The organism is Streptomyces humidus (assembly GCF_014649655.1).
Lineage (GTDB): Bacteria > Actinomycetota > Actinomycetes > Streptomycetales > Streptomycetaceae > Streptomyces > Streptomyces humidus.
Genome location: NZ_BMTL01000030.1, coordinates 1 through 25,536, shown reverse-complemented (window position 1 = coordinate 25,536; position 25,536 = coordinate 1). Strand labels below are relative to the sequence as shown.

Sequence of the window (25,536 nt, the reverse complement as noted above, 5' to 3'; positions counted from 1 at the left end):
GAGAGGGACGGGAATGGAACCGACCGAGAGCGCCGCTCCGGACGAGGCGGTGCGCCGACGCCGGGTCCCCGGCGTCTGGTGGGGGAGCTGGTGGACGGAGCGCTCCCCGGGGCGGCCGGGCGCGGAGGCGTTCGTGCCGCACACCGAGCCGCACTCCACCCTGGACGCGCGCGCCTCCGTCCAGCCGCCCACCGGCCTGCCCGGCGCCGAATCCGACCGGCACCTGTCCTGGCCCGCGCTGCCCGCGGCCGTCGTCGGCGCGGCCGCCTTCGCCCTCGGCGCGGGGTTCTATCGCGCCTTCACCGGCGGGCACGCGCTCTTCCCCTCCGGTCCGACCGGCTGGGCCCTGGCCGTCCTGGCCGGCGTCATCGTCGGACACCTGGTCCTGCTCGGCCGCGCCCGCTGGTGGGGCGGCACCGGCTCCGGCGCCGCCCTCACCCTCACCGTGCTGCTGCTGTACGGCTGGGTGCCCGCCGGCATGGTCAGCCTCACCGTCGTCGTACTGGTCGGCATAGCCCGGCGCCACCGCTGGCGGCAGGGCGTCCTGCACGGCGCGGTGGACATCCTCGGCATCGGCGCGGGCGCGCTCCTGCTGGCCGCCTGCGGGCGGATACCGTCCGTGGAGCGCCCCTGGGCCCCCGACACCTGGACGCTCTACACCGCGCCCCAGGTCATCCTGGTGGCCGTCGCCTACCTCGCCGTCACCCGCGTCCTGCTCTGGTATCTGCACGCCCCCCGCGTCGGCGGACTGCCGACCGTCGCCCGCACCGCCCTGGTCAGACAGGGCCTGGTGGCGGTCGCCCTGCTGGGCATCGCCCCGCTGATATGCGTGGTGGCCCTGGCCAAGCCCCTCCTGCTGCCGCTGTTCGCCATCCCGCTCATCGCCCTCGACTCCACCCTGTGGATAGCCCGCGCCCGCGCCGAGGAGCAGCTGCGTGACCCGCTGACCGGGCTGCCCAACCGCCAGTGGCTGCTGGAGCGCATCTGGACCGCCCTGGACGACGCCGAACGCATCGGCGCCCGGGCCGCCCTCATGCTGATCGACCTCGACCGCTTCCGCTCCGTCAACGACACCCTCGGCCATCTCGCCGGAGACCGGCTCCTGCTGCAGATAGCCGACCGGCTGCGGATCGCCCTCCCGCGCGGGGCGGAGGTCGCGCGGCTCGGCGGGGACGAGTTCGCCGTCTTACTGCCCGTCGCGGACTCCACCACCTCCGCGAGCCGCATCGCCCGCGCCCTGGTGGCCGACCTCAGCTCGCCGCTCGACCTCGACGGCCTCACCCTCGTGCTGGAGGCCAGCGCGGGGGTCGCCGTCTTCCCCGACCACGCGCTCGACGCCGAGGGTCTGCTGCGCCGGGCCGACGTGGCGATGTACCAGGCCAAGCGGGACCGCACCGGGGTCGAGGTGTACGAGTCCAAGCGCGACTCCAACACCCCCGACCGGCTCGGCCTGCTGGGCGACCTGCGGCGCGCCCTCGACGCGCACGAGGTACAGCTGCACTACCAGCCGAAGGTCCGCTTCGACGGACAGGTGGCGGGGCTCGAGGCCCTGGTCCGCTGGGTGCACCCGGAGCGCGGAAAGGTGCCGCCGGACGAGTTCATAGCGATCGCCGAGTCGTCCGGGCTGATGCCCCATCTGACGGAGTACGTGCTGGAGACGGCGCTCGCCCAGGTCGCCCGGTGGCGGGCCCAGGGTCTGTACGTGCCGGTCGCGGTGAACGTCTCCCCCCGTGACGTCCACACGCCGGGGTTCGCCGGATCCGTCGCCGCGCGCCTGGCCCGGCACGGAGTGCCCGCGGGAGCGCTTCAGCTGGAGATCACCGAACACGTCCTCCTGGAGGACCCGCAGCGCGCCGCCGACACCCTCAACGCGCTGACCGGCCACGGCGTGAAGATGTCCCTGGACGACTTCGGCACCGGCTACTCCTCCCTGGTCCATCTGCGCCGGCTGCCGGTGAGCGAGCTGAAGATCGACCGCTCCTTCGTGGCCCGGCTGGCCGTGGACGCCGAGGACGCCGAGATCGTGCGCTGCACGCTCGACCTCGCGCATTCCCTGGGGCTGCTGGTGGTCGCCGAGGGCGTCGAGGACGACGAGACGTGGGAGCGTCTGCGCGACCTGGGCTGCGACGCCGTCCAGGGCTGGCTGGTGGCCGCCGCGATGCCCCCGGAGGAGACGACCGCCTGGCTGCGCGCCCGCGGCTCACGCGGCTGGCAGCGCCCCGCCGCGGCCCTCCCGGCGGCGGCATCGGACGAATAGCCCGTCCTCCCCGGCCGAGCGGTCCGGCCTCCTGCGCCGAGCAGCCAGGCTTCCCCGGTCGAGCGGTTCGGCCTCCTGCGCCGAGCAGCCCGGCTTCCCCGGTCGAGCGGTTCGGCCTCCTGCGCCGAGCAGTCCGGCTTCCCCGGTCGAGCGGTTCGGCCTCCTGCGCCGAGCAGTCCGGCTTCCCCGGTCGAGCGGTCCGGCCTCCTGCGCCGAGCAGCCCGGCCTCCCCGGTCGAGCGGTCCGGCTTCCCGCACGGAGCAGTCAGTCCTTCCCCGCCGAGCAGTCCGGCCTTTCCCGCCGCGTGGTCCGGGCTCTCCCGGCCGTGCCACCGGGCCTCCCGCGCCCGTGCTTTCCCCGATCGCCCGTTCCCCCGCGGCCGAGGCCCGCCAGGACGCCCGCGCCCGGGGAAGCCGCCCGGAGCCGGGCGGCGAGGCAAACCGTTTACCGGGCACGCCGCCCCGCCCCATAGGATTGGCCCGAACCGCACACTCACTCCACCCCAGAGGAACGCTGCATGCCTGGCATCACGCGCGAGGAGGTCGCCCACCTCGCCCGGCTGGCGCGTCTGGAGCTGAAGCCCGAAGAGCTCGAACACTTCGCGGGACAGCTGGACGACATCATCGGCGCGGTCGCCCGCGTCAGCGAGGTCGCCGACCAAGACGTACCGCCGACCTCGCACCCGCTCCCGCTGACCAACGTCATGCGGGCGGACGAGGTCCGTCCGTCGCTCACCCCCGAGCAGGCGCTCTCCGGCGCCCCGGCCCAGGAGCAGCAGCGTTTCAAGGTGCCGCAGATCCTGGGGGAGGACTAACCGCCATGACGGACCACGTCACCATCATCAAGCTCACCGCCGCCGAGACCGCCGCGAAGATCGCCTCCGGCGAGCTCACGGCCGTCCAGGTCACCGAGGCGCACCTGGCGCGCATCGAGGCCGTCGACGAGAAGGTCCACGCCTTCCTGCACGTCGACCGCGAGGGCGCCCTCGCGCAGGCCCGCGCCGTGGACGGGAAGCGGGAGCGGGGCGAGAAGCTCGGCCCGCTGGCCGGCGTCCCGCTCGCGCTCAAGGACATCTTCACCACCGAGGGCATCCCGACGACCGTCGGCTCGAAGATCCTCGAGGGCTGGATCCCGCCGTACGACGCCACGCTCACCAAGCGGCTGAAGGCCGCCGACGTCGTCATCCTCGGCAAGACCAACATGGACGAGTTCGCCATGGGGTCGAGCACCGAGAACAGCGCCTACGGCCCGACCGGCAACCCCTGGGACCTCACCAAGATCCCCGGCGGCTCCGGCGGCGGCTCCTCCGCCGCGCTCGCCTCCTTCCAGGCGCCGCTGGCCATCGGCACCGACACCGGCGGCTCCATCCGCCAGCCGGCCGCCGTCACCGGCACCGTCGGCGTCAAGCCGACGTACGGCGCGGTCTCGCGGTACGGCATGGTCGCCTTCTCGTCCTCCCTCGACCAGGGCGGCCCCTGCGCCCGCACGGTCCTGGACGCGGCGCTGCTGCACGAGGTCATCGCCGGGCACGACCCGCTGGACTCCACGTCCATCGACGCGCCCGTCCCGCCGGTCGTCGAGGCCGCCCGCAACGGCAGCGTCGACGGCATGCGCGTGGGCGTCGTGAAGCAGTTCCGCGGCGAGGGCTACCAGGCCGGCGTCATCCAGCGGTTCGACGAGTCCGTCGCGCTGCTGAAGGAGCTGGGCGCCGAGATCGTCGAGCTGGACTGCCCGTCCTTCGACCTCGCCCTGTCGGCGTACTACCTGATCGCGCCGTCCGAGTGCTCGTCCAACCTGGCCCGCTTCGACGGCCTGCGCTACGGCCTGCGCACCGGCGACGACGGCACCCGCTCCGCCGAGGACGTCACCTCCCTCACCCGTGCGGCGGGCTTCGGCCCCGAGGTCAAGCGGCGCATCATGCTCGGCACGTACGCCCTGTCGAGCGGCTACTACGATGCCTACTACGGCTCCGCGCAGAAGGTCCGCACGCTCATCACGCGCGACTTCGAGAAGGCCTTCGAGCAGGTCGACGTGATCGTCTCGCCGACGACCCCGACCACCGCCTTCGCGATCGGCGAGCGCGCCGACGACCCGATGGCGATGTACCTGGCCGACCTGTGCACCATCCCGACCAACCTCGCGGGCAACGCGGCCATGTCGCTGCCCTGCGGCCTCGCCCCGGAGGACAACCTCCCGGTGGGCCTGCAGATCATCGCCCCCGCGCTGAAGGACGACCGTCTGTACAAGGTCGGCGCCGCCGTCGAGGCCGCCTTCGTGGAAAGGTGGGGTCACCCGCTTCTCGAGGAGGCTCCGTCGCTGTGAGCGCACTGAACAAGGCCAAGGGCTTCAGGAAGTCCAAGTCCGGTACGTACCTGTCCATCGCCGGGACCGCGTTCGGCGCGATCGGCGTCGCCAAGCGGCTCAGGAAGGCCCGTGCCGAGAAGGACACGCTGGTCCTGATCGACGCCACCGTGTCCGCCGTCGCCATCGCCACCGGCCTCGCCATCCTGTACCGCGAGCTGAAGCGGCTGGGCGACGACGACGTCCTGCTGGGCTGAGAGGGAAGTTACACCGTGACCACCACGACCGACCTGGTGTCGTACGAGGACGCACTCGCGTCGTACGACCCCGTCATGGGCCTCGAGGTCCATGTCGAACTCGGCACCAAGACGAAGATGTTCTGCGGCTGTTCGACCGAGCTCGGTCAGGACGCCAACACGCAGACCTGTCCCACCTGCCTCGGCATGCCGGGCGCGCTCCCGGTCGTCAACGCGATCGGGATCGAGTCGGCGATCAAGATCGGTCTCGCGCTGAACTGCGAGATCGCCGAGTGGTGCCGATTCGCCCGGAAGAACTACTTCTATCCGGACATGCCGAAGAACTTCCAGACCTCCCAGTACGACGAGCCGATCGCCTTCGACGGCTACCTCGACGTGCAGCTGGAGGACGGCGAGACCTTCCGGGTGCAGATCGAGCGCGCCCACATGGAGGAGGACACCGGCAAGTCGACGCACGTCGGCGGCGCCACCGGCCGCATCCACGGCGCCTCCCACTCGCTGCTGGACTACAACCGCGCCGGCATCCCGCTCATCGAGATCGTCACCAAGCCGATCGAGGGCGCGGGCGAGCGTGCTCCCGAGGTCGCCCGGGCGTACGTGCGCGAGCTGCGCGAGGTCATCAAGGCGCTCGGCGTCTCCGAGGCCCGCATGGAGATGGGCCAGATGCGCTGCGACGTCAACCTGTCGCTGCGTCCGCACGGCCGGGAGAAGTTCGGCACGCGGTCCGAGACGAAGAACGTGAACTCGCTGCGGTCCGTGGAGCGCGCGGCCCGCTTCGAGATCCAGCGGCACGCGGCCGTGCTGAACGGCGGCGGCACGATCATCCAGGAGACGCGCCACTTCCACGAGGACACCGGGTCGACGACCTCGGGCCGCGTGAAGGAGGAGGCCGAGGACTACCGGTACTTCCCGGAGCCCGACCTGGTGCCCGTCGCGCCGTCCCGCGCGTGGGTCGAGGAGATCCGCGCCGGGCTGCCGGAGCTGCCGCTGGCCCGCCGCAACCGGCTGGTCGCCGAGTGGGGCATCACCGCCACCGACATGCAGTCGATCCTGAACGCCGGTGCGCTGGACCTGATCGTCGCCACCATCGACGCCGGGGCCGACGCGGCCTCCGCCCGCAAGTGGTGGATGGGCGAGCTGGCCCGCAGCGCCAACGAGTCGGGCGTCGCGCTCGACGAGCTGGCCATCACGCCGGCGCAGGTCGCGCGGGTCGCCGAGCTGGTGCTCAAGGGCGACCTGAACGACAAGCTGGCCCGCCAGGTCATCGAGGGCGTCCTCGCCGGCGAGGGCGGCCCGGACGAGGTCGTCGACAAGCGCGGCCTGAAGGTCGTCTCCGACGACTCGGCGCTCGGCACGGCCGTCGACGAGGCCATCGCCGGCAACCCGGGCATCGCCGACAAGATCCGCGGCGGCAAGGTCGCGGCGGCCGGCGCTCTGGTCGGCGCGGTGATGAAGGCCACGCGCGGTCAGGCCGACGCGGCCCGCGTCAAGGAGCTGATCCTGGAGAGGCTGGGCGTCAGCGAGGGCTGAGCCCCACCGGACTCCCGAAAGGGGTGCACCGCGAACCGGTGCACCCCTTTTCCGTGCTCCGGCGCTCCCATGTCCCCTCATGACCCCGTGGCCCGCGCACCCGCGCACCCGCGTCCCCGTGGTCCCACGCACCCGCGTCCCCGTGCCGTCGTGTTTCGCCTGTTTCGCCTCTCCGGCGAGACGCGCTACGCTCGCCCGCCATGAGTGCACGAACCGACTCCGGACCCCACAGCGACACGGAGGACCCGGACGAGGAGTACGGCACCGAGGACGCCCGACGGGCCCGCTGGACGGCGACCGCCACCGGAGCGCTGCTCACCCTCGCCGGCCTCGCCGCGTCCCTCATCCGCCTCACTCGCTCCGCTCCCGCCCTCGTCCCGTCGGCCTACGCCCTCGGCGCCGCCGTCTGCGCCCTCGCCGCTTTCCTCGGCTCCAGGGGCCGCACCCGGCGCGCCCTGTGGCTGCTCGTCGCCGGCGTGACGGTGATGGCGTTCGGTGACCAGGCCGACTGACCTGCCCTGACAACCCGGGCGTTATCGTCCTGTGATCTGCCTCCCAGTCCTGTGAAAAGGCCCACGAACGGGACCAACGATCTCGTTCACCTGCAAGAGTGACCCCGTATCGCTCATACGTTCTTTGCGGGCTGTTTCCCGGTCAAAGATCCACAATTCACCTCCGGGAGCACGTCAGTGGCAGCCCTCGCACGTTGGTGTGTCCGCAACCGTCTGCTCGCGGTACTGCTCTGGCTGCTCGCCCTCGGCGGCACGGCCACCGCGGCCGTCGTCACCGGCTCCGCGTACTCCGACGACTACGAGGTCCCCGGCACCGAGTCCGGCCGCGCCGCGCGACTGCTCACCGAGGCCTTCCCGGACCTCGGCGGCGACACCGACACCGTCGTCTGGCACACCACGGCGGGCGTCGTCCGCGCCGCCGACGTCGAACAGACCATGAACCGCACGCTGGAGAAGATCGCGGACCTGCCCGGCGTGGCCTCCGTGGCCGGCCCGTACGGCGAGCAGGGCACGGCGCAGATCAGCGAGGACGGGCGCACGGCCTACGCCACCGTCGTCTTCGAGGACCGCGCCGAGAACGTCGACCGGGGCGAGGCGCAGGCCGTGGTCGACGCCGCCGAGGCCGCCCGCGGCGACGGTCTCCAGGTCGAACTGGGCGGCAGCGCGGTCGCCCTCACCGAGTCCTCCGGCGGTCATCTCGCCGAGATCGTCGGTGTGGTCGTCGCCGCGGTGGTGCTGTTCCTCGCCTTCGGCTCGCTCGCCGCCTCGGCGCTGCCCATCGCCACCGCGCTGGTCGGCGTCGGCACCGCCTACGCGGGGATCTCGCTGCTCGGACACGCCATGACCGTCGCCGACTTCGCCCCCATGCTCGGCCTGCTCGTCGGGCTCGGCGTCGGCATCGACTACGCGCTGTTCATCGTCACCCGGCACCGGCGCGGACTGAAACGCGGGCTGCCGGTCGCCGAGGCCGCCGCGAACGCCGTGGCCACCACCGGGCGCGCCGTCGTCTTCGCGGGCGCCACGGTGTGCCTGGCCCTGCTCGGCATGCTGACCCTGCGCCTGAACTTCCTCAACGGCGTGGCGGTCGCCGCCTCGCTGACCGTCGTGCTCACCGTCGCCGCCTCCGTGACGCTGCTGCCGGCCCTGCTGTCGTTCCTCGGCATGCGCGCCCTCAGCCGCCGCGAACGGCGCCGCCTCGCCGACCACGGTCCGCAGCCCGAGCTGCCGACCGGGCTCGCCGCCCGCTGGTCGGCGTTCGTGGAGCGCCACCCCCGGCTGCTCGGCGCGCTCGCTCTCGTCGTCATCGCGGTCCTCGCCCTGCCCACCTTCTCCCTGCGCCTGGGCACCTCCGACCAGGGAAACGCCCCGAAGTCGGCCACCACCCGCCAGGCCTACGACCTCCTGGCCGAGGGCTTCGGCCCCGGCGTGAACGGTCCGCTGACCCTGGTGACCCGCGTCCGGGGCGCCGAGGACCGGCTCGCCCTGGACAACCTCGACGCGACCCTGCGCGCCACCGACGGCGTGGCGTCCGTGACGCCGGTGACCTTCGACACCCGCGGCCGCGCCGCCCACCTCACGGTCGTGCCGCAGTCCTCGCCGCAGTCGCCGCGCACCAGCGAACTCGTCGAACGGCTGCGCACCGAGGTGCTGCCCCGTGCGGAGGCGGGCACCTCCCTCGACGTGCACGTCGGCGGCGTGACGGCCGGCTACGACGACTTCGCGGACGTCATCATCGGCAAACTGCCGCTGTTCGTCGGGGTCGTCGTCGCCCTGGGCGCGCTCCTGCTGCTGCTCGCGTTCCGGTCCGTCGGCATACCGCTCAAGGCCGCCGTGATGAACGTGGCAGCCGTCGCCGCCGCGTTCGGAGTGGTCGTCGCGATCTTCCAGTGGGGCTGGGGGAGCGAGCTGCTGGGCCTCGGCCGGGCCGGGCCGATCGAGCCCTTCCTCCCCGTGATCATGGTGTCGGTGCTGTTCGGACTCTCCATGGACTACCAGGTCTTCCTGGTCAGCCGGATGTACGAGGAGTGGCTGGAGACCGGCGACAACCGGCGCGCCGTCCGGGTCGGCCTCGCCGAGACCAGCCGGGTGATCAACTCCGCCGCGGTCATCATGATCTCGGTGTTCCTGGCCTTCGTCCTCAGCGGCGACCGGGTGATCGCCATGTTCGGCATCGGGCTCGCCGCCGCCGTCGCCCTCGACGCCTTCGTGCTGCGCACGCTGCTCGTGCCCGCCCTGATGCATCTGCTCGGCGGCGCGAACTGGTGGCTGCCCCGCGGGCTCGACAGGCTCCTGCCGAGGATCAGCATCGAGCCGCCCGACCGCCGCGCCGGCCATGAGAAGCTCACGGAGACCGTGGACGCAGTGCAGGCAGGGGAGAAGGAGCCGCGACCGGATGTACGCGATACCGCTGGGTGACGACGGGGCCGAACTGCGCCCCCTGGAGCCCTGGAACGCCGAGGAGTTCCTCGCGCACCTCGAACGCGGCCGGGAGTTCGTCAACCGGTACATCCCCTTCGGCGCGACGGCCACGGACCCGGCCGGCGCCCGCGCGACGCTCCAGCGCTACGCCGACATGCGGGCCGCGGACACCGGCTCGCTGCACGGCCTGTGGCTGGACGGCCGGCTCGTGGGCGGCGTGCTCTTCCTGAACTTCGACGCCGAGGCCGCGAACTGCGAGGTCGGCTGCTGGCTGGAGCCGTCCGCCACCGGGCGCGGGCTGATCGCCCGGGCCATGCGCGTGCTGATCGACTTCGCCGTGGAGCAGCGCGGGATCCAGCGGATCGAGTGGATCGCCTCCGCGGGGAACACGCCCAGCCTGAACGTCGCCCGGCGGCTCGGCATGACCCGCGACGGCGTGCGCCGGCAGGCGTACCCCTATCGTGGGGTGCGGCACGACCTCGAGGTGTGGTCCGTGCTCGCCCAGGAGTGGCGCGACGCACGCGCGCGCGGCGCTCACGACGATCATTAAGGGACCTCTCAGAGAGCGTCCGTACGGTGCGAGGTATGGGAACCAGGACTGCTGACGAGACCGGCGCCGAGACCGCCGGGACCACGACCGACGACGAGAGGGCGGACCTCGCCGAGGCCGGCGCCACGGACGAGGTGACCGAGGAAGCCCCGCACTCCGAGGAGCACGACGACGAGCCGGCCGCCGAGGACGGGGCCGCCGTCGCGGACGGCTCCGCCGGCGTCGGCCAGGGCGCGGGCGCCGTCGTCTCCGCCGTGCTCGGCTTCGTCTCGCTCACCGGCAGCTGGATCGGCACCCTCGCCGGGGAGCGCCAGAGTGTCGTCGGCCAGCTGCAGACGTCCGCCTCGTCGGGCACGACCGTCGCCAGGCGGCTGGAGGCGATCTACGGCGACGCCTGGCAGACCACCGCGCTGTGGGCCGGGTTCTTCGCACTGGCCGCGCTGGTCACCGGCGTCGTGGTGCTGGCCCGCCCCGCGTTCGGCAGCCCGGCCCGTCCGCAGGCGGCCTGGATCAAGTCGGTCTCCTGGGCCGGTGTCGCGCTCGGCGTCATCGGCCTGCTGCTGGCCGTCCTGAAGTACACCGACGCCCTGCTCGGCCTGCCCTCCGCGGGCTGAGAACGCGCACCTCACGAGGGGCCTCGGTCCGGCCGTAAGCACCTTACGGCCGGACCGAGGCCCCTTCGGCGCGTCCTGAGGCCCCGCCCGCCGCCGAAGATGCGGAACTCTCCCGATGTGGCGCACCCCCCTGGCGGACGAAGGTGGAGGCATCGCGGCAAGCGAAGCCCGACACCGACTCTCAGGGGACACACCATGTACGAGTTCGAGCTTCACCAGGCCCGTTCCGCCGAGCTCCGCCGCCGGGCCGCGAACGAGCGGCTGGCCCTCGAGGCGGCCCGTGTCGCCCGCGCGGCACGTCGCGAAGCCGCCGCACGCGCCGCCGAGCGGTCGGACGGCGACGCCGGGAGTGAGTCGGATACCCGCCGTCCGCGCCGGTTCGGCTTTCCCCGGCCGACGTGAACACGGACACCACCACGGCCGTGAACCCGGACGCGGACACGGCTGTGAACACGGACGCGGCACAGGGCGGCCGCACGAGGGTCGGTCGCCCCGCCGCCGAGGGCCCGGCGATATCGGCTGGGCCCTCGGCGCTCCCGCGTGCGATGCTCGCCCCTGTGGAGACCAGGTCAGTCAGCCCCGTCTTCGTCGGCCGCGCCCACGAGTTGGACGTCCTGAACGAGGCGCTCACCCGCGCCGTCACGGGAGAGCCTCAGGCACTGCTCATCGGCGGCGAGGCCGGCGTCGGAAAGACCCGGCTGGTCGAGGAGTTCGCCGCGGCCGCCTGCCGCCGGGGCGCCGTCGTCGCCCTCGGCGGCTGTGTCGAGATCGGCGCCGACGGACTGCCCTTCGCCCCCTTCTCCACCGCCCTGCGCGCGCTGCGCCGCGCCCTGCCGGACGAACTGGCCGCCTGCGCGGCCGGCCAGGAGGAGGAACTCGCCCGGCTGTTACCGGAGTTGGGCCCGAGGCGGACCGGCCGCCACGACGAGGAGGGCATGGCCCGCCTCTTCGAACTCGCCGCCCGCCTCCTCGAACGCGTCGCCGCCGAACACCCGGTCGTCCTCGTCCTGGAGGACCTGCACTGGGCCGACGCCTCCACCCGCCACCTTCTGTCCTACCTGCTGCGCACCCCGCGCGCCGGCCGCCTCGTCGTCCTCGCCACCTACCGCGCCGACGACATCCACCGCCGTCACCCGCTGCGCCCCCTGCTCGCCGAACTCGACCGGCTGCGCACCGTCCGCCGCCTCGACCTGGCCCGTCTCACCCGCGACGAGGTCTGCCGCCAGATCGCCGGCATCCTCGCCCACGAACCCGACCCCGCCCAGGTCGACGACATCTTCGAACGCTCCGACGGCAACGCCTTCTTCGTCGAGGAACTGGCCGTCGCCGCCCACGCGGGCTGCCGCACCGGCCTCACCGACTCCCTGCGCGACCTGCTGCTCGTCCGCGTCGAGGCGCTGCCCGAGAGCGCCCAGCACGTCGCCCGGATCGTGGCCGAGGGCGGCTCCACCGTCGAATACCGTCTGCTCGACGCCGTCGCCCGGCTCGCCGAGGACGACCTCATCGAGGCGCTGCGCGCCGCCGTGAACGCCCACCTGCTGCTCGCCACCCCTGACGGCGACGGTTACCGCTTCCGGCACTCCCTGGTCCGCGAGGCCGTCAGCGACGACCTCCTGCCCGGTGAACGCGCCCGCCTCAACCGCCGCTACGCCGAGGCCCTGCACAGCGACCCGGCACTCGTCCCCGCCGACGAGCGCGTCATGCGACTGGCCAGCCACTGGTACCGCGCCCACGACGCGGCCAAGGCCCTGCCGGCCGTCCTCGACGCGTCGGTCGAGGCCCGTTCCCGGCGCGCCTACAGCGAGCAACTACGACTTCTGGAAAGGGCGATGGAACTGTGGGACGCCGCCCCGCAGGAGGTGCGGGCCGCGCTGCGCCCCGTCGACCACACCGAGGCGTACCCCCGCCACCTGCCCGCGAGGCACGGGGAGACCCCCGGCGGCCGCGACGCCGCCACCGCCCCGCTGCGCTATCTCGACCTCATGGCCGAGGCCGCCGTCGCCGGCCGCTACTGCGGGGAGCGCGAACGCGCCCTGAAGATCGCCAAGCGGGCGCTGCGGCTGCTGGAGGACGAGGACGACCCTCTGCGCGCCGCCTGGTTCTGGATGCAGCGCTCCCGGCTGGCGCGCTCCCTGGGCCGCGGCAGCGGCCGCGAGGAACTGGCCACCGCACAGGAGCTGTTGCGCGGACTGCCGCCCAGCGCGGTGCACGCCGAGGTGCTCACCCACCTCGCCAACTGGTCCACGATCCACGCCCCCGGCCCCGAGGCCTACGAGGCGGCCGAGCGCGCCGTGGAGTACGCCCGCATGATCGGCTCTCGCGAGACCGAGCTCGACGCCCGCCAGATCCTCGGCGTCCTCATGGTCCACGCGGGCCATATCGAGGCCGGCCTCGCGGAGCTGCACGAGGTCAGGGAGCGGGCCCTCGCCGAGGACGCCCCCTCCGTCGCCCTGAACGCCTACGTCAACCTCCCCTCCGAACTCGAGGCGGTCGGCCGCTCCCGGGAGGCCGTCCCGATGCTGGAGAAGGGCCTCGACTTCGCACGGCGGCACGGGCCGCGCGACACCGAGGCCTGGGTGTGGGGGAACCTCGCCGAATCCCTCTTCTCCCTGGGCCGCTGGGACGAGGCGGACCGCGCGTGCGCCGCCGCCGGCCGGGTGGGTCAGGGCGTGGCGGTCCGCGGGGTCCACGCCATCCTCCGCGCCGAACTCGCCCTCGCGCGAGGCGATCTCGCCGAAGCCGGGCGCCGACTCGACGAGGGGCGGAAGTTCTTCGGCTCCCAGGAGCACGCCCCCCAGCACCACCTTCCTCTCACCCGCCTGGCCGTCCGACTGGCCGCGGCCCAGGGCCGTCCACTGGACGCCCGCGCCCACGTCGCACCCGTCCTCGCCCGCGGCTTCCCGCTCGGCACCCAACGCGACGCGTGGCCCCTGCTGCTCGCCGCCGCATCCGTCGAGGGCGACGCGGGCGCGCTGCCGGCCGCCGACGCCGGCCGCGCCGACTTCCTGGCCGGGATCCGTACCGCGGCCGGGAAGCTCGTCACGATCGCGCCCGTCTGGCAGGCCCACGAACGCTGGGTCCGCGCCGAACTGCTGCGGGCCGAGGGCCGAACCGACCCGGACGACTGGTGCGAGGTCGTCACCGCCTTCGAGCGCCTGGAACGCCCCTACGACCTCGCCCGCACCCGGCACCGCCTGGCCGAGGTCCTGCTCTCCACCGGTGACGACTCCGAACGCGACCGGGCCGCCGAGCTGCTGCGCCTCGCTCACGCGGCCGCCGTCCACCTCGGCGCCCGCCCCCTCGCCGACGCCGTCGCCCTGCTCGGCCGCCGCGCCCGGCTGTTCCCGGCCCCCGCCGCGGGCCGGACGGCCGCTCCCGCCGATCCGTTCGCCGCGCTGGGCCTGACCAGCCGGGAGCGGGACGTCCTGCGCCTGGTGTCTGAGGGCCGCACCAACCGCCAGATCGCCGAGAAGCTGTTCATCTCGCCGAAGACGGCGAGCGTCCACGTCTCGAACATCCTGTCCAAGCTCGAGGTCTCGGGCCGGGGCGAGGCGGCGGCGATGGCCCATCGGCTGGGTCTCTTCCCGCCGAAGGCCGAAACCCCGAAGGCCGAAACCCCGAAGGCCGAAACCCCGAAGGCCGAAACCCCGAAGGCCGAGGACCGGAAGGCCGGGGGCCGGGTGACCGCGCGATAATGGGAGCGGGTCCGTGACCAGGCACGGCGGAGGAGGACGATGTTCGATCCCTTCGAGGAGCTCTTCGCACCGGGCCGCAAGCACACCCGGGACGAGCAGAACCGGCTGGAACTGACCCGGGAGGACGTCGGTGACGCCGATCCCGGGCACGGGCCGATAGACCTCTCCTCCGGCAAGGTCGTGGTCCGGGCGGCCGGGCCCGGGCCTGCGGGGGAGAAGCCCACGGCAGCGGAGCCGGCCGCGGAGCCGAACCGGAAGGATCCGACGGCCGAGGACGACGGCTGACGGCTGCTGGCTGACGGGTAGCCGGTCGGCTGGTGACGGCCGGCGGCTGACAGGTGGCAGGTGACAGGTGACGGGCGGTGGGTGGCGGCGCTCAGCTCACCCGCAGCTCCAGGATCCGGTCGTCCCCCTTCTTCGGGTCGCCGCGGCCGTCCGTGTTGCTGGTCGTGACCCACAGTCTGTCCCCGCCCGCCGACACCACCGTGCGCAGCCGGCCGTACTCGCCCTCGAGGAAGGCCTGCGGGGCTGCCGAGGCCGCCGTGCCCCTGAGGGGGACGCGCCACAGACGCTGCCCCTTGAGGCCGGCCATCCAGATCGAGCCCTGGGCGTAGGCGATGCCGCTGGGGGAGGCGTCGTCGGTGTGCCACTGGGCGATCGGGTCGCGGAACCTCGCGTCCGCGCTCGCGCCCGGCGTGCCCCTGCCCTCCACGACCGGCCAGCCGTAGTCGCCGCCCGGCGTGATCGCGTTCAGCTCGTCCCAGGTGTTCTGGCCGAACTCCGACGCGAACAGGTGCTGATCGGCGTCCCAGGCCAGGCCCTGCACATTGCGGTGGCCGTACGAGTACACCGGTGAGTCGGGGAAGGGGTCGCCGGCGGCCGGTTCGCCCTCCGGGGTCAGCCGCAGGATCTTGCCGCCGAGTGACTTCCTGTCCTGGGCCAGGCCCCGGTCGCCGGTCTCGCCGGTGCCGACGTACAGCATCCCGTCGGGCCCGAACGCGATCCGGCCGCCGTTGTGGATCATGCCCTTGGGAATGCCCTTGAAGACGGTGTCGGGCGCCCCCAGCCGGTCTCCGGCCGGTCGCTTCGCGTCGTAGAGCATGCGCACGACGCGGTTGTCCGAGGCCGTGGTGACGTACGCGTAGACCATGTGGTCCGAGGCGTAGTGCGGGGAGAGGGCGAGGCCCAGCAGGCCGCCCTCCCCGGCGGCGGATACCCCGGGCACCTCGCCGAGCAGCGTCTTCGCGCCCGTCTTCTCGTCCACCCGCGTGATCGTCCCCTCGTCGCGCGAGCCGACCAGCAGGCCGCCCTCGGGAAGCGGAGCCAGGCCCCAGGGGCTGTTCAGGCCCTCCGCGACCGTGCGCACCACCGAGACCGTGCCCTTCGCGGGCGGGGTCTGCCCGGCGGACGGCGAGGCCTGCGCGCTCGTGGCGCCCGGGGAGGCACTGGCGGAGACGCCCGGCGACCCTCCGGCGCCGGAAGAACAGCCGGCCGTCGCCAGCAGGGCGCCCCCGGCCAACACAGCCGACACGGCCGACACAGCTCGACGTCCCACGATCATGGTCCCTTCGGCTCGGCGTTCCGCTCGGCAGGATCCACTCGTCCTGCACCCGGTTCTACGCGGCTCACGTCCTTCGGGTTCCCGATCCGCGTCGACGCCACCCTCAAGCGTCACTCACTCCCACGATCCCCGCGCCGCCGGCAGCTTCGCCACCTCCGCCAGGTCCTGCGGAGTCAGGCGCAGCCCGGCCGCCGCCGCGTTCTCCGTCACCCAGCGCTCCTGCTTGGCGCCCGGGACCGGGACGACGTACCGGCCCCGCGTCAGCACCCAGGCCAGGGCCACCTGCGCGGCCGTCACTCCTTCTCCGTGCCGGGCGGCGATCCGGCGCAGACCGGCGACGATCGGCTGGTTCGCGGCCATCATCTCGGCCGTGAACCGGGGATGCCGGGCCCGCATGTCGTCCGGCTCGAAGCCCCGGCCGGGTTTCAGCGTGCCGGTGAGGAAACCGTTGCCGAGCGGCATCGCGGCCAGGAAGCCGACGCCACGCGCCTCGCACCACGGCAGCAGCGTCTCCAGCGCCTCGGGCGACCACACCGACAGCTCCGCCTCCACCGCGCCCACCGGGAAGACCTGCTGGACGCGACGCAGTTGCCGAATCGTTCCGTCGTACAGCCCGCCCGAGCGGCGGCCGCCGCGCGCCCCCACCGCGCACCACCCCAGCGCCCGCACCTTGCCCGCCCGCACGAGTTCCGCCATCGCACCCCAGGTCTCCTCGACCGGTACCTCGGGGTCGGCGCGGTGCAGCTGGTAGAGGTCGATGACGTCTGTCTGCAGGCGTCGCAGGGACGCGTCGCAGGCCCGTCTCACGTATCCGGGACGGCCGTTGGCGACGATGTGCTGCTCGCCGACGAGCAGTCCCACCTTCGTCGACACGAACGCGTCCGCGCGCCGCTCCTTCAACACCCGCCCCAGCAACAGCTCGTTGGTGAACGGGCCGTACATGTCGGCGGTGTCCACCAACGACGACCCCGCGTCCAGGGCCCGGTTCACCGCCCTGAGCGACTCGTCGCCCCGCTGCCGCGATCCGCTGTACGCCCAGCTCATCGGCATGCACCCGAGGCCCACGGCCCCCACCTCGAGCGCCCCCGCGCCGATCGTCCTGCGCTCCACCTGCTCGTGACCCTCCCTCGCCGGACCCCCCAACCTAACCGCTGGGCCGACCCGCTCCTGACATAGCCTCCTGGCATGACCGCTGACCTGGCACGCGACGTATGGCTGCCCATCCCTCCCGACGAGATCGACGGGCTTCCGGACGGGCTCGACTACCTGTTCTGGGACGGGGGAGACTCCGGCGACCAGCCGTTCCCCGGCGATCCCGCGCGCTGTGTCGTGTACGTGGTGCCGTACATGAAACGGCAGTCGGTGAAGGTGCGTCCGCTGCGGGAGATGCGCGGCCTCCAGGTCGTGCAGACGCTCACCGCCGGCGTCGACGACATCACCGCCCGGCTCGGGGATCTCGTGCCCGGGGTGCGGTTGTGCAACGCGCGCGGGGTGCACGAGGCGAGCACCGCCGAGCTTGCGCTCACCCTGACCCTGGCCGCCCTGCGCGGAATCCCCCAGTTCGTGCGCGCGCAGGACGAGGGGCGCTGGCGGAGCGCGTTCCGTCCCGCGCTCGCCGACAAGAACGTCCTCGTCGTCGGGTACGGCTCCATCGGCTCCGCCATCGAGGACCGGCTCGTGCCGTTCGAGGTGGCGCGGGTGGCGCGCGTCGCGCGCTCCTGGCGCACGACGGCGCGCGGTCCCGTGCACCCGATCGCCGAACTGCCCGCCCTGCTCCCCGAGGCGGACGTGGTGATCGTCTCCACGCCCTTGGACGACAGTACGCGCGGCCTGGTCGACGCCGGTTTCCTGGCCCGGATGAAGGACGGCGCGCTGCTGGTCAACGTGGCCCGCGGGGCGGTCGTCGACACCGAGGCGCTGCTCGCCGAACTGGAGAGCGGCCGCCTCGTCGCGGCCCTGGACGTCACCGACCCCGAACCCCTGCCCGCGGGCCACCGGTTGTGGACTGCGCCGGGCGTCCTCATCAGCCCGCACGTCGGCGGACCCACCTCCGCCTTCCGGCCGCGCGCCGAGCGACTGCTCGCCGACCAGCTGGGCCGCTTCGTGAACCGGGAACCGCTGCGCAACGTGATCGTGACGACGGGCACGGAGAACGGATCCTGACGGCCCGGCGGGTCCGCTGTCCCTGTCCGGGCACGCTCCGCAGTCCGGCGGACGCGTTCCGTACCTCGTCCGGGCGCATATGCCGATGATCGTCACGCAGCGTAGAGAAGCTATGTCCCTGAGTGACGAGACTGGTGTATCGTCCCGACAGGGGCTGCGCCGCGCACGATCGGCGTCAGGGACGGACATCTCAGACTTGTGAGGGGGGCGACGGGCGATGCACGGCCTATGGACGAACGATCCGACGCGGCGGAGCCGCCGGCGGCGACCCTGCCACCCGGCCGCGGGCGGACACGGTCACCGCACTCATCACGGCCCTCCCCCCGGCCCTCCCCCTCAGGGGTGCGGCGGCCGCGGGAGGCAGCCGCAGCCGCCGTCCCGCACCCCGCGGGATCCGGGAGCGACAAGGGCCGGGAGGACGCGGTGAGTTCGCCCTCGACCTCCACGCCCCTCCTCGAGGGAGCGCTGCGGACACAGCCCCCGGCCGGGAGGCCGCGCCTCGGACCGCCGTCCGCCCACGGCCCCGGATCGAACACGGTCCACCAACTTCTGCTGGCCCTGGTCTGCGCGGGATACGCCGTCGGCTCGGCACTGGGCTGGGGCTCCGACGAACTCGCGCTGATCATGGGTGACTTCGGGCTGACCGCAGCGGCCGGCGCGGCCGCCGTGTCGTGCCTCCTCTACGCGCGCCGCCGGCGCGTCCGCTTTCGGCCCGCCTGGCTGCTGTTCTCGCTCTCCTCGGCGATGGCGGCCCTCGGCAACCTGGTCTGGGGCTGGTACGAGGTGGTCCTGGGCCGTCCCGTGCCCACCCCCAGCTTCGCCGACCTGTTCTTCCTGTGCTTCGCACCCCCCGCCATCGTGGGGCTGCTGGTGCTCGCGGCCCGGCCCATGACGAAGGCCGGCTGGGTCTGCCTGGCGCTGGACGCCTGGCTGATCGCCGGGTCGCTGCTCACCCTCTCCTGGAGCCTCGCGCTCGCCCAGGCCGCCAAGTTCGACGGGCCGAGCGTGGCGCACGCCGCGCTGTCGCTGGCGTACCCGCTGCTGGACATCGCCCTGGTGAGCATGGTGCTGGTGCTGCACTTCCGGCGCACCTCGGTCAACCGCACGGCGGTGAACACGGCCGTCGGCGCGCTCGCGCTGACCGTGATGTGCGACGCGCTGTTCACCTCGCCGCTGCTGCACAACGACTACCGCTCGGGCCAGCTCCTCGACGCGGGCTGGTTCGCCGGCTCGCTGCTCCTGGCGTACGCGCCCTGGGCGGCTTCCCACCGGCAGGCCGCGGAGGAGGGACACACGCGCGTGGTGCTCGAGCACCTGCCCGGCCAGCGCGCCGGCGGGCGCCCTCAAGTGCCGCCGCGCGCCCCGGCCCCCACGAAACAGCACCTGCCGCAGACGGCGCAGACGCCTCCCCAGGGAGGCGATCACGGCCCGTATCCGGTCACCCGGCCCATCACCGGCTCCCTGGCCGCGCTCACGCCCTATCTCGCTGCCGCGGTCTGCACCCTGGGGATCCTCTACAACGTCCTCAACGGCCGCAGCGTCGACCGCGTGGTGCTGCTGACCGGCGGCGCGGTCGTGCTCGCCCTGGTGGTGCGCCAGGGGATCATGCTCCTGGACAACATCACCCTCACCCAGGAACTGGCGCAGAAGGAGAACCACTTCCGCTCTCTGGTGCAGGGCTCCAGCGACGTCATCATGATCGCCGCCCCCAGCGGCGTCCTGCGCTACGTCTCCCCGGCCGCCGCCGGGGTCTACGGCCGCCCCGCCGAGGACCTGGTGGGCACCGAGCTGGCCGACCTGATCCACCCCGGGGACCTGGGCGGCGTGGTGCACGAGGTGCGCCGCTTCCTCGCCGCCAGCCCCCAGGACGAGCCCACCACCCGCATCGAGTGCCGGTTCCGCTCCGGCGACGGGGTCGCCTCCCGCTCGAGCGCAGCCGGGAGCGGGGGAGGCTGGCTCAACGTCGAGTCCACCGTCAAGCGCCACCACGGCGGCCTGATCTTCAACAGCCGGGACGTCACCGAGCGCGTGCGCCTTCAGGCTCAGCTCCAGCACAACGCCGAGCACGACCCGCTCACCGACCTGCCCAACCGCGCGCTGTTCACCCGGCGCGTCCAGCAGGCACTGTCCGGCCGGCGCAGCTCCGACCGGGGGCCGGCCCTGCGGGGCACGGCGGTCCTCTTCATCGACCTCGACGGGTTCAAGGCCGTCAACGACACCGTCGGCCACGCCGCCGGGGACCAGCTCCTGGTCCAGGCCGCCCGCAGACTCCAGGACGCGGTCCGCAAGGGAGACACCGCCTCCCGGCTGGGCGGCGACGAGTTCGCGGCCCTGATCGTCGGCGACGGCGCCCGCGACCGTGCCGCCCGTGAACGGCACATACTGGAACTCGCCGACCGTCTCAGGCTCACGCTCTCCCAGCCGTACCTCATCGACGGCAACGAGGTCCGGGTCGCCGCGTCCATCGGTGTCGCCTTCGCCGACCCCGGCCTCGGAGCCGGCGAGCTGCTGCGCAACGCCGACCTCGCCATGTACCGCGCCAAGGCCGGCGGCAAGGGCCGGGTCGAGCTCTACAAGCCGCAGATGCAGCAGGACGTCGTACGCAAGGCGGAACTGGCCACCCGGCTGCGGGCCGCACTGCAGGACGGCGAGTTCGCGCTGCTGCACCAGCCCGTGGTGCGTCTGGAGGACGGCCGGATCACGTCGGTGGCCGCACAGGCCCGCTGGCGCTCCTCCCAGGGGATCCTCTACACGCCCGCCGAGTTCCTGCGGGTCGCGGAGGACGGCGACAAGACGGCCGAGCTGGGCCGCTGGGTGCTGGAGGAGGCCGTCGAGCAGGCCGCCGACCGGACCGCGAGCGGGCTGACCCTGCCGGTGGTCGTACGGGTGGGCGCCCGGCGGCTGACGGACCGTTCGCTGCCGCTCGCCTCGGTGGAGGCGCTGCTGACCCGGCACGGGCTGCCGTCCGGTTCGCTGGTGGTCGAGCTCTCCGACACCGACCCCAGGGTCCCCCTGGACGAGCTGGAGCGCCGTCTGGGGGCTCTGAAGCGCCTCGGGGTCCGCATCGCCCTGGACGGCTTCGGCAGCGGCTACGCGACCCTCACAGCGCTGCGCCGGCTCCCCGTGGACATCCTCAAGCTGGACCGCTCGCTGGTCGAGGGCGTCCTCGAGTCCGCGCGGCTGCACAAGATCACCAGCGGGCTGCTGCGGATCGCCGGCGATCTGGGGCTGCAGTCGGTCGCCGACGGCGTGGACCTCCCCGAACAGGTCGTCGCCCTGCGCACGATGGGCTGCACCCATGGCCAGGGCATGGCCTTCTCCGGACCGCTGGACGAGTACCGGCTGCGCCGGGCCCTGGCGACGGGCCGCGTTCCGGTGCCGCACGGGCCGGCCGAACCCGCGTTCGCAGGCGGGGGCGCGGGGGTGTACACCGGAGGTGTCCACGCCGGTGGCGTCGTCGCCGGCGGTGTCACCGCCGTACTGGGGAGCGGAAGTGTCCTTCGCTCACATAATGAGACTCCCGTCCCACCCACTTGACAGTCGGTGCGCGCCAGGGGGAGGGTCAATGCCATGCGCACCCGAATTCTCGTACTTGGAAAGCGCGTCGGCTGAAGCTGGTGACGTCCGGGCGGACCGGAACTCACCGCGACCCACACCCGGCGCGCTCCCCTCGCTTGCCTTTTGGCACGAGGGGTTTTTTGTTGCACAAAACCCGCAGGCTCGCCCCCAGCAGGACCGGCACCACCGGCACGACACGTACGACCCGCACGATACGTACGACCCGTACGACCCTCAGTAAAACCCTCAGCATCGAGAAGAGAATGCCGATGACCGAGCAGGCCACCGGGGCCCATCCGCAGCCGCGGCCCCGATCCGGAGGACACTCCGCGACCGTCGAGCACGTGACGGGTGCGCAGTCCCTCATCCGTTCTCTCGAGGAGGTCGGCGCCGACACGGTATTCGGCATTCCCGGCGGTGCGATCCTTCCCGCCTACGACCCGCTGATGGACTCCACCCGGGTCCGTCACGTCCTGGTCCGGCACGAGCAGGGCGCAGGTCACGCCGCCACCGGATACGCCCAGGCCACCGGCCGGGTCGGCGTCTGCATGGCCACCTCCGGGCCCGGCGCCACCAACCTGGTGACCCCCATCGCCGACGCCCACATGGACTCGGTGCCGCTCGTGGCGATCACCGGCCAGGTGGCCTCCAAGGCGATCGGCACCGACGCCTTCCAGGAGGCGGACATCGTCGGCATCACCATGCCGATCACCAAGCACAACTTCCTGGTCACCAAGGCCGAGGACATCCCGCGGATCATCGCGCAGGCGTTCCACATCGCCTCCACCGGCCGCCCCGGCCCGGTCCTGGTCGACATCGCCAAGGACGCCCTCCAGGCGAAGACCACGTTCTCCTGGCCGCCCGTCATGGACCTGCCGGGCTACCGCCCGGTGACCAAGCCGCACGCCAAGCAGATCCGCGAGGCCGCCAAGCTGATCACCGCCGCCAGGCGGCCGGTCCTGTACGTCGGCGGCGGCGTCCTGAAGGCCGGCGCGACCGCCGAGCTGAAGGTCCTCGCCGAGCTGACCGGCGCGCCCGTCACCACCACGCTGATGGCGCTGGGCGCCTTCCCCGACAGCCACCCGCAGCACCTGGGCATGCCCGGCATGCACGGCTCCGTGGCCGCCGTCACCGGACTGCAGAAGGCCGACCTGATCGTCGCCCTCGGCGCCCGCTTCGACGACCGCGTCACCGGCAAGCTGGACAGCTTCGCGCCCTACGCCAAGATCGTCCACGCGGACATCGACCCGGCGGAGATCGGCAAGAACCGCACCGCCGACGTCCCGATCGTGGGCGACGCGCGCGAGGTCATCGCGGACCTGGTGCAAGCCGTCCAGAAGGAGCACAGCGAGGGCCACCGGGGCGACTACGCCGCCTGGTGGAAGGACCTCAGCCGCTGGCGCGAGACCTATCCGCTCGGCTACGACCAGCCCTCCGACGGCTCGCTCTCCCCGCAGCAGGTCATCGAGCGGATCGGACAGCTCGCCCCCGAGGGGACGATCTTCGCGGCCGGCGTCGGCCAGCACCAGATGTGGGCCGCCCACTTCGTCCAGTACGAGAAGCCCGCCACCTGGCTGAACTCCGGCGGCGCGGGCACGATGGGCTACGCGGTCCCGGCCGCGATGGGCGCCAAGGCCGGCATGCCGGACCACGCGGTCTGGGCGATCGACGGCGACGGCTGCTTCCAGATGACCAACCAGGAGCTCACCACCTGCGCCCTGAACAACATCCCGATCAAGGTCGCCATCATCAACAACGGCGCCCTCGGGATGGTCCGCCAGTGGCAGACCCTGTTCTACAACCAGCGCTACTCCAACACGGTGCTGCACTCCGGCCCGAACGACGTGAACCCGGACGCCCGGGGCACGCGCGTCCCGGACTTCGTGAAGCTGTCCGAGGCCATGGGCTGCCACGCGATCCGCTGCGAGTCCCCCGACGACCTCGACAAGGCCATCGAGGAGGCGAACTCGATCAACGACCGCCCGGTCGTCGTCGACTTCATCGTCCACGAGGACGCGATGGTGTGGCCGATGGTCGCCGCAGGCACCTCCAACGACGAGATCATGGCCGCCCGGGACGTCCGCCCCGACTTCGGCGACAACGAAGACGACTGAGCGAGAGAGACGTAAAGAAGACATGTCCAAGCACACGCTCTCCGTCCTGGTGGAGAACAAGCCGGGCATCCTGGCCCGGATCGCCGCCCTGTTCTCGCGCCGCGGCTTCAACATCGACTCGCTCGCCGTCGGCGTCACCGAACACGCCGACATCTCGCGCATCACGATCGTGGTGAGCGTCGAAGCCCTGCCGCTGGAGCAGGTCACCAAGCAGCTCAACAAGCTCGTCGAGGTGCTGAAGATCGTCGAGCTGGAGCCGGGACAGGCCGTTCAGCGCGAACTCGTTCTGGTGAAGGTGCGCTCCGACAACGAGACGCGCTCCCAGATCGTCGAGATCGTCCAGCTGTTCCGCGCCAAGACCGTCGACGTCTCCCCGGAGGCCGTGACGATCGAGGCCACCGGCAGCAGCGACAAGCTGTCCGCCATGCTCAAGATGCTGGAACCGTACGGCATCAAGGAACTGGTCCAGTCCGGCACGATCGCGATCGGTCGTGGCGCCCGTTCGATCACCGACCGGTCGCTGCGCTCCCTCGAACGGTCGGCCTGAGCCACAGATCGGGCGGCCGGCGTCATCCGGCCGCCCGTATGCCGAGACCCCGAGTCTTCCCTTCCGCCCGCCGTCATACGGTGGGACGCAACACCTGCACCCCAAGGAGAGAACCCAAAGTGGCCGAGCTGTTCTACGACGCCGACGCCGACCTGTCCATCATCCAGGGCCGCAAGGTCGCGGTCATCGGATACGGCAGCCAGGGCCACGCCCACGCCCTGTCGCTCCGCGACTCCGGTGTCGACGTCCGGGTCGGTCTGCACGAGGGCTCCAAGTCCAAGGCCAAGGCCGAGGAGCAGGGCCTGCGCGTGGTGACCCCGGCCGAGGCCGCCGCCGAGGCCGACGTCATCATGATCCTCATCCCGGACCCGATCCAGGCCCAGGTCTACGAGGAGTCCATCGCCCCGAACCTGAAGGACGGCGACGCGCTGTTCTTCGCCCACGGCTTCAACGTGCGCTTCGGCTTCATCAAGGCCCCGGCCGGCGTCGACGTCGCCCTGGTCGCCCCGAAGGGCCCGGGCCACCTGGTCCGCCGCCAGTACGAGGAGGGCCGCGGCGTCCCCGCGATCGCCGCGGTCGAGCAGGACGCCACGGGCAACGCCTTCGCGCTGGCCCTGTCGTACGCCAAGGGCATCGGCGGCACCCGCGCGGGCGTCATCAAGACGACCTTCACCGAGGAGACCGAGACCGACCTGTTCGGCGAGCAGGCCGTGCTGTGCGGCGGCACCTCGGCGCTGGTCAAGGCGGGCTTCGAGACCCTGGTCGAGGCCGGCTACCAGCCGGAGATCGCCTACTTCGAGTGCCTGCACGAGCTGAAGCTGATCGTGGACCTCATGTACGAGGGCGGCCTGGAGAAGATGCGCTGGAGCGTCTCCGAGACCGCCGAGTGGGGCGACTACGTCACCGGCCCGCGCATCATCACCGACGCCACCAAGGCCGAGATGAAGCAGGTCCTCGCCGAGATCCAGGACGGCACCTTCGCCCAGAACTGGATGGACGAGTACCACGGTGGTCTGAAGAAGTACAACGAGTACAAGGACGCGGACTCCGAGCACCTGCTGGAGACCACCGGCAAGCAGCTCCGCAAGCTGATGAGCTGGGTGAACGAAGAGGCGTAGGCCTCGCGGACCGGGGCCGGAGCGCACAGCTCCGGCCCCGTTGTCCATCCCGTCCACCCACGGACGGGTGATCCTTCCGCGGAGGCATGAGGCGACCTCCGCCGCAGCACTACACTGCTGTCTGTATACGCGTTCAGGCCCACAGCGTCGTGCGTCTTCCACGCGGCTAGCCCCTCCTCCGCATGCGGCCGTCGGGACGGCCGTCCGCACGCTCTGGACTTGTGAGGACTCACGTGAGCTCGAAACCTGTCGTACTCATCGCTGAAGAGCTGTCGCCCGCGACCGTGGACGCACTCGGCCCGGACTTCGAGATCCGGCACTGCAACGGAGCCGACCGAGCC

Annotated in this window: 19 protein-coding genes; 17 read left to right on the top strand and 2 right to left on the bottom strand. The window is 72.5% G+C overall.

Annotated features, from left to right (window positions below):
• Positions 1–13 precede the first annotated feature (13 nt).
• From IE239_RS30140 to IE239_RS30085, 12 genes are all read left to right on the top strand, one after another.
• Positions 14–2,257, top strand: coding sequence for a putative bifunctional diguanylate cyclase/phosphodiesterase (locus IE239_RS30140; RefSeq protein ID WP_190152594.1), 2,244 nt, complete (start codon positions 14–16; stop codon positions 2,255–2,257).
• Between the two features lie 517 nt (positions 2,258–2,774).
• Positions 2,775–3,071: an Asp-tRNA(Asn)/Glu-tRNA(Gln) amidotransferase subunit GatC gene (gene gatC / locus IE239_RS30135; protein ID WP_007384860.1), complete on the top strand. Its 297-nt coding sequence runs from the start codon at positions 2,775–2,777 to the stop codon at positions 3,069–3,071.
• Positions 3,072–3,076: 5 nt separating this feature from the next.
• Positions 3,077–4,579, top strand: a complete 1,503-nt coding sequence (gene gatA, locus IE239_RS30130) for an Asp-tRNA(Asn)/Glu-tRNA(Gln) amidotransferase subunit GatA (RefSeq protein WP_190152593.1) — start codon at positions 3,077–3,079, stop codon at positions 4,577–4,579.
• Positions 4,576–4,815: a hypothetical protein gene (locus IE239_RS30125; protein ID WP_190152592.1), complete on the top strand. Its 240-nt coding sequence runs from the start codon at positions 4,576–4,578 to the stop codon at positions 4,813–4,815. Before gatA ends, IE239_RS30125 begins: the two co-directional genes overlap by 4 nt.
• Before the next feature lie 15 nt (positions 4,816–4,830).
• The gene (gene gatB / locus IE239_RS30120) at positions 4,831–6,345 is read left to right on the top strand and encodes an Asp-tRNA(Asn)/Glu-tRNA(Gln) amidotransferase subunit GatB (RefSeq protein WP_190152591.1); all 1,515 of its coding nucleotides are present in this window, start codon (positions 4,831–4,833) and stop codon (positions 6,343–6,345) included.
• 200 nt (positions 6,346–6,545) lie between these two features.
• On the top strand, positions 6,546–6,857 hold the full coding sequence (locus IE239_RS30115) for a hypothetical protein (protein ID WP_190152590.1): 312 nt from the start codon (positions 6,546–6,548) through the stop codon (positions 6,855–6,857).
• A gap of 177 nt (positions 6,858–7,034) precedes the next feature.
• On the top strand, positions 7,035–9,272 hold the full coding sequence (locus IE239_RS30110) for an MMPL family transporter (RefSeq protein WP_190152589.1): 2,238 nt from the start codon (positions 7,035–7,037) through the stop codon (positions 9,270–9,272).
• Positions 9,250–9,825: a GNAT family N-acetyltransferase gene (locus IE239_RS30105; protein WP_190152588.1), complete on the top strand. Its 576-nt coding sequence runs from the start codon at positions 9,250–9,252 to the stop codon at positions 9,823–9,825. The genes IE239_RS30110 and IE239_RS30105 overlap by 23 nt, the downstream gene beginning before the upstream one ends.
• Positions 9,826–9,860: 35 nt before the next feature.
• A complete protein-coding gene (locus IE239_RS30100; RefSeq protein WP_190152587.1) occupies positions 9,861–10,439 on the top strand; it encodes a hypothetical protein in 579 nt (192 codons plus the stop codon).
• Positions 10,440–10,634: 195 nt separating this feature from the next.
• Positions 10,635–10,841: a hypothetical protein gene (locus tag IE239_RS30095; protein WP_190152586.1), complete on the top strand. Its 207-nt coding sequence runs from the start codon at positions 10,635–10,637 to the stop codon at positions 10,839–10,841.
• A 143-nt stretch (positions 10,842–10,984) separates the two neighbouring features.
• Entirely contained in the window at positions 10,985–14,134 is a 3,150-nt protein-coding gene (locus tag IE239_RS30090) for a helix-turn-helix transcriptional regulator (protein ID WP_190152670.1), read from the top strand.
• Positions 14,135–14,173: 39 nt separating this feature from the next.
• A complete protein-coding gene (locus IE239_RS30085; RefSeq protein WP_190152585.1) occupies positions 14,174–14,419 on the top strand; it encodes a DUF6191 domain-containing protein in 246 nt (81 codons plus the stop codon).
• A 91-nt stretch (positions 14,420–14,510) separates the two neighbouring features.
• Here IE239_RS30085 and IE239_RS30080 read toward each other — a convergent pair whose 3' ends face one another.
• Positions 14,511–15,695, bottom strand: a complete 1,185-nt coding sequence (locus IE239_RS30080; protein ID WP_190152584.1) for a PQQ-dependent sugar dehydrogenase — start codon at positions 15,693–15,695, stop codon at positions 14,511–14,513.
• Between the two features lie 114 nt (positions 15,696–15,809).
• Complete coding sequence (locus IE239_RS30075) at positions 15,810–16,805, bottom strand: aldo/keto reductase (RefSeq protein WP_190152583.1); 996 nt, start codon at positions 16,803–16,805, stop codon at positions 15,810–15,812.
• A 75-nt stretch (positions 16,806–16,880) separates the two neighbouring features.
• On the opposite strand from IE239_RS30075, the gene IE239_RS30070 reads away from it, so the two are divergent.
• From IE239_RS30070 to ilvC, 5 genes are all read left to right on the top strand, one after another.
• The gene (locus IE239_RS30070) at positions 16,881–17,858 is read left to right on the top strand and encodes a 2-hydroxyacid dehydrogenase (RefSeq protein ID WP_190152582.1); all 978 of its coding nucleotides are present in this window, start codon (positions 16,881–16,883) and stop codon (positions 17,856–17,858) included.
• A gap of 423 nt (positions 17,859–18,281) precedes the next feature.
• Positions 18,282–21,395 carry a putative bifunctional diguanylate cyclase/phosphodiesterase gene (locus IE239_RS30065; RefSeq protein ID WP_190152581.1) on the top strand — a complete coding sequence of 1,038 codons (3,114 nt, stop codon included), beginning with the start codon at positions 18,282–18,284 and terminating at the stop codon, positions 21,393–21,395.
• Positions 21,396–21,679: 284 nt separating this feature from the next.
• Positions 21,680–23,530, top strand: a complete 1,851-nt coding sequence (locus IE239_RS30060; RefSeq protein WP_190152580.1) for an acetolactate synthase large subunit — start codon at positions 21,680–21,682, stop codon at positions 23,528–23,530.
• Positions 23,531–23,552: 22 nt separating this feature from the next.
• Entirely contained in the window at positions 23,553–24,077 is a 525-nt protein-coding gene (gene ilvN, locus IE239_RS30055) for an acetolactate synthase small subunit (RefSeq protein WP_190152579.1), read from the top strand.
• A 119-nt stretch (positions 24,078–24,196) separates the two neighbouring features.
• Positions 24,197–25,195 (top strand): ketol-acid reductoisomerase, encoded by a 999-nt coding sequence (ilvC, locus tag IE239_RS30050; protein ID WP_190152578.1) that lies wholly within the window; start codon positions 24,197–24,199, stop codon positions 25,193–25,195.
• The last annotated feature ends 341 nt before the right edge of the window (positions 25,196–25,536 follow it).